This window comes from Streptomyces sp. WELS2, from assembly GCF_013870595.1.
In the GTDB taxonomy this organism is placed as follows: Bacteria; Actinomycetota; Actinomycetes; order Streptomycetales; family Streptomycetaceae; genus Streptomyces.
On sequence record NZ_JACBWZ010000627.1, the window covers coordinates 1 to 3,742 of the forward strand.

Annotated in this window: 3 protein-coding genes; 2 read left to right on the forward strand and 1 reads right to left on the reverse strand. The window is 73.5% G+C overall.

The features are described 5' to 3' along the window. Positions 1-134 precede the first annotated feature (134 nt). Positions 135-740, forward strand: a complete 606-nt coding sequence (locus H5J33_RS26965; protein ID WP_181797451.1) for an ATP/GTP-binding protein — start codon at positions 135-137, stop codon at positions 738-740. Positions 741-985: 245 nt separating this feature from the next. Here H5J33_RS26965 and H5J33_RS26970 read toward each other — a convergent pair whose 3' ends face one another. Then, positions 986-2,635, reverse strand: a complete 1,650-nt coding sequence (locus H5J33_RS26970) for a GGDEF domain-containing protein (protein WP_181797448.1) — start codon at positions 2,633-2,635, stop codon at positions 986-988. Between the two features lie 397 nt (positions 2,636-3,032). On the opposite strand from H5J33_RS26970, the gene H5J33_RS26975 reads away from it, so the two are divergent. Next, positions 3,033-3,569 carry an NUDIX domain-containing protein gene (locus H5J33_RS26975; protein ID WP_181797449.1) on the forward strand — a complete coding sequence of 179 codons (537 nt, stop codon included), beginning with the start codon at positions 3,033-3,035 and terminating at the stop codon, positions 3,567-3,569. Positions 3,570-3,742 lie beyond the last annotated feature (173 nt).

Sequence of the window (3,742 nt, forward strand, 5' to 3'; positions counted from 1 at the left end):
TGGCACGGTCGCCGACCTCGGCGGGAGCGGTACGGCCGGTGTCCGTCCCGGAGACGTACTCGTCATCGAAACCCCCGGTGGCGGCGGCCACGGCCGACCGTCGCCCGACCCCCATCAAGCAGGAGAAGAGATCGATGATCTTCGGGCGTTCTGAGCGCGGCAAGCCCCCGGTCGAGCCCGTCACGCTCAAGATCCTGGTGGCCGGCGGCTTCGGCGTGGGCAAGACCACCCTCGTCGGCGCGGTCAGCGAGATAAGACCGCTGCGCACCGAGGAACTGCTCACCGAGGCCGGGCGGCCGGTCGACGACATCAGCGGTGTGGAGGGCAAGCACACCACCACGGTGGCCATGGACTTCGGCCGCATCACCCTGCGCGAGAACCTGGTGCTCTACCTCTTCGGCACCCCCGGGCAGGAACGGTTCTGGTTCATGTGGGACGAACTGTCCGAGGGCGCCCTCGGTGCCGTCGTCCTCGCCGACACCCGCCGCCTGGAGGACTGCTTCGCCGCCGTCGACTACTTCGAGCGGCGTTCCATACCCTTCCTGGTCGGCGTCAACTGCTTCGAGGACGCCGCGCGGTACCCCGCCGAGGCCGTCCGCCAGGCGCTGGACCTGGACGACGGCGTGCCGCTGCTGCTGTGCGACGCCCGGGACCGGGAATCGGTCAAGGAGGTGCTCATCGGCCTCGTCAGGCACGCGATGGCGTACACGGCCGAACGCCGCCGGGCCGCCATCGGCTGACCGCCGCCGGACCGCGTCCTTCGCCGCCGCCCGCGGACACGGCCCGTACCCCCGCCGACCGGGGTACGGGCCGTGCGACGGGACAGACCCGTGCCCTGGTGCCCGATAACACCGAAAATGTACGGCGATGTCGTCTGACACCGGGAAGTTTTCACCGGCGTCGCAGGGGCGTCAAGGCTGTGGACGCCGACGGTCGCACCGCCCCGTCGGCCACCGCCCCGTCACAGGCCGCCGGGACGGGCCGTTCACCGCTGTGGCTCGGCGGCCGCGAACCCGGCCGGCGCGGGGGCCGGCCCGGCGAAGCCGCGCCGGATCTCGTGGCCGGGCAGGCCGGCCCGGCCGAGCACCCAGCTTCCGCCGTGCAGCGCCTTGGCCGCCTTCTTCAGCGGAGCGAGCCGGGCGGCGGCCTGGTGGTGGTCGCCGACGCTGCCCGGAGCGCAGACGACGGTGGCCACGGACAGCGTGACCGGCCGTCCGCCCGCCGTCCAGGACGCGTCCAGCACGGTCGCCACCAGCGGATCGAGCGCCTCCTCGTCGGCCAGCACCAGGAAGTCGTCCCCGCCGATGTGCCCCACCCGCGCCTGCCCCGCCGCCCGCTGGAGCGCGCCGCCGACCGCGCGGATCAGCTCGTCGCCCGCGGCGAACCCGGCTCCGTCGTTGACCTGCTTGAAGTGGTCGATGTCCAGCCAGCTGAGCGCGAACGCCCGCCCCTCGGCGATCCGCCGGTCCACCTCGCCCACGATCGCGTCGGAACCGGGCAGCCTGGTCAGCGGGTTGAGCCCGGCCGCCTCCTCCACCCGGCTCTCGGCCAGCGCCCGCACCAGGTCGGCCAGCCGTACGACCCCCACGCACCGGCCCTGTCCGTCCACCACCGCCACATCGTCCGAGGTGCGGTCCCGGCCGCCGACCGCCACCACGTCCAGCACCTCCCAGGCCGTCGCGTCCACCCCGACCGTGCGGGGCGGGTCGCCCAGCTTGTGCGCCGGCCGGTCGGCGTACAGGGCGTGTCCGTAGCGGGTGGACATCGACAGCAGGAACCGTGAGCGGTGCACCGACCGGACGGGCCGCCCGGCCGGGTCCACCAGCAGCACCCCGGAGACATCCGGGGAACCGGTCAGCAGCGCCCGCACCCGCTCCGCCGAGGCGGACAGCGGCAGTACGGCGGCGGGCCGTACGAACTCCCGTACCGACGGCCCGGAACGGGGCGCGGTCAGGACGCCGGGCGCGAGGGACGGAACGTACACGTCCACGACGGGAATCCGGGCGGGCGGCGCGAACAGCTCGCCCTGCGCCAGCTGCGCACCGGCCGCCAGGGCCGCCGCACACTGGTGCTCGGTCTCCACGCCCTCCACCGCCACCAGTGCGCCCATCTCCTCGCACAGCGTCCGCATGGCCCGTACCGCGGCCGGCCGTGCCAGCAGCGAGGCGTCGAGCTTGACCAGGCCGGGGGAGAGGTCGGTGAGCAGCCTGAGCGGTACGTCGCCGTCGCCGATGCCGTCCGCGCTGATCCGGAACCCCTGCTCGCGCAGCGCGGCCACCGCCTCCAGCAGCGCCCGGTGCGGCACGTGCGTATAGGGCGGGACGATGTCGAGCGTCACCTCCCAGGGCATGCGCCCCGCGCCGCGCACGGCGTCGTGCAGCGGGGTGAGGCCGCCCAGGTCGGCGAGCGTGGCCGCGAACACGTTCAGGTGCAGCGGCAGCAGCGTCTCCTTGCGCGCCGCCGCGCGGAACGCCAGCACGGCCAGCCTGCCGTCCAGTTCCGGGTCCCGGCGGGCCTCGGCCAGGATGTCGCCGGTTTCCGGGCGGGCGAGTGTCTCCAGAGCGGCGACCGCGCCCGTCCTCAGATTGACCACCGGCTGGAAGGCGAAGCGGAGAGTATCCGTCCAGGAGTGCACGGGAGCATGATGGGCGCCGCCCGCGCACGCCCGCGCTCAGTTCATGAGACGTTCACACAGGATTCCGTGGCGGTCACGGAGGGTGGCCCTTCCCGCGCCGGCCCGTTTCACTGTCCGGGAAGCGGGGGCCGCCGTGGAGACCGCCCGGATCCGCCGACTCGCGTGTGGGGCAAGTCGGCGGCATGAAAAGGAACCTGACGTAACGTCAACAGTCTGCCGCGAGCTGCCGGAAATGAGCAGGCCACGGCGCTGAACCGAAAGGCCCCGGACTGCGTCGTGTTACAGCGGGGGCGGCCGGGACCGACGGGGGTGATTCCGGCCGCCTCTTCCCGATCCGACCGTTCCTGACGGCTCGCTGCCGGAACGCGTCCCTCCTGTGATCGGATACAGTCCGCGCGTGTCCGAAACTCAACGACCCACTGCCAATTCCGCGCCGGACTCCCACTGTTCGAGCTGCGGAGCGCCCTTTGGAGAGGGCATCTCCGGCTGGCCGCGCACCTGCCCGTCCTGCGGGACCGTCGCCTACCGCAACCCGCTGCCGGTCGCGATCGCGCTCCAGCCCGTGTACGACACCAAGGGCACGGCCCTCGTCGTCATCACCCGCACCGTCGCCCCCGCACGCGGAGGCACGGCCCTGCCCGGCGGCTACATCGACCACCGCGAGGACTGGAAGCAGGCCGTCGTCCGCGAACTCCGGGAAGAGACCGGCATCGACACGGCCGCCCGCGACGTACGGCTCGTGGACGCCATGAGCGCGCCCGACGGACACCTGCTGCTGTTCGGGCTGCTGCCCGAACGCCCCGCCGACGGACTGCCGCCCTCCGGCCCCACCGACGAGACCGAGGGCTGGCACCTGCTGCGCAGGCCCGAGGAACTCGCCTTCCCGCTGCACACCGTCGCCGTCAAAGCCTGGTTCGAGGGCCGCTACGTGTGAGCCGGGCGGTCAGCCCAGCCCGCGCACGCGCACCGGGTAGGGCGGCTCCACCGGGCCGTCCTCCCGCTCCCGGGTCACCACCACCCGTCCGCCCCGCTCGCGGGCGGCATAGCGCTCGATCTCCGGCTCCTCCCACCCGTCGCCCGCGTCCGGCACCACCAGACCGCCCCCGG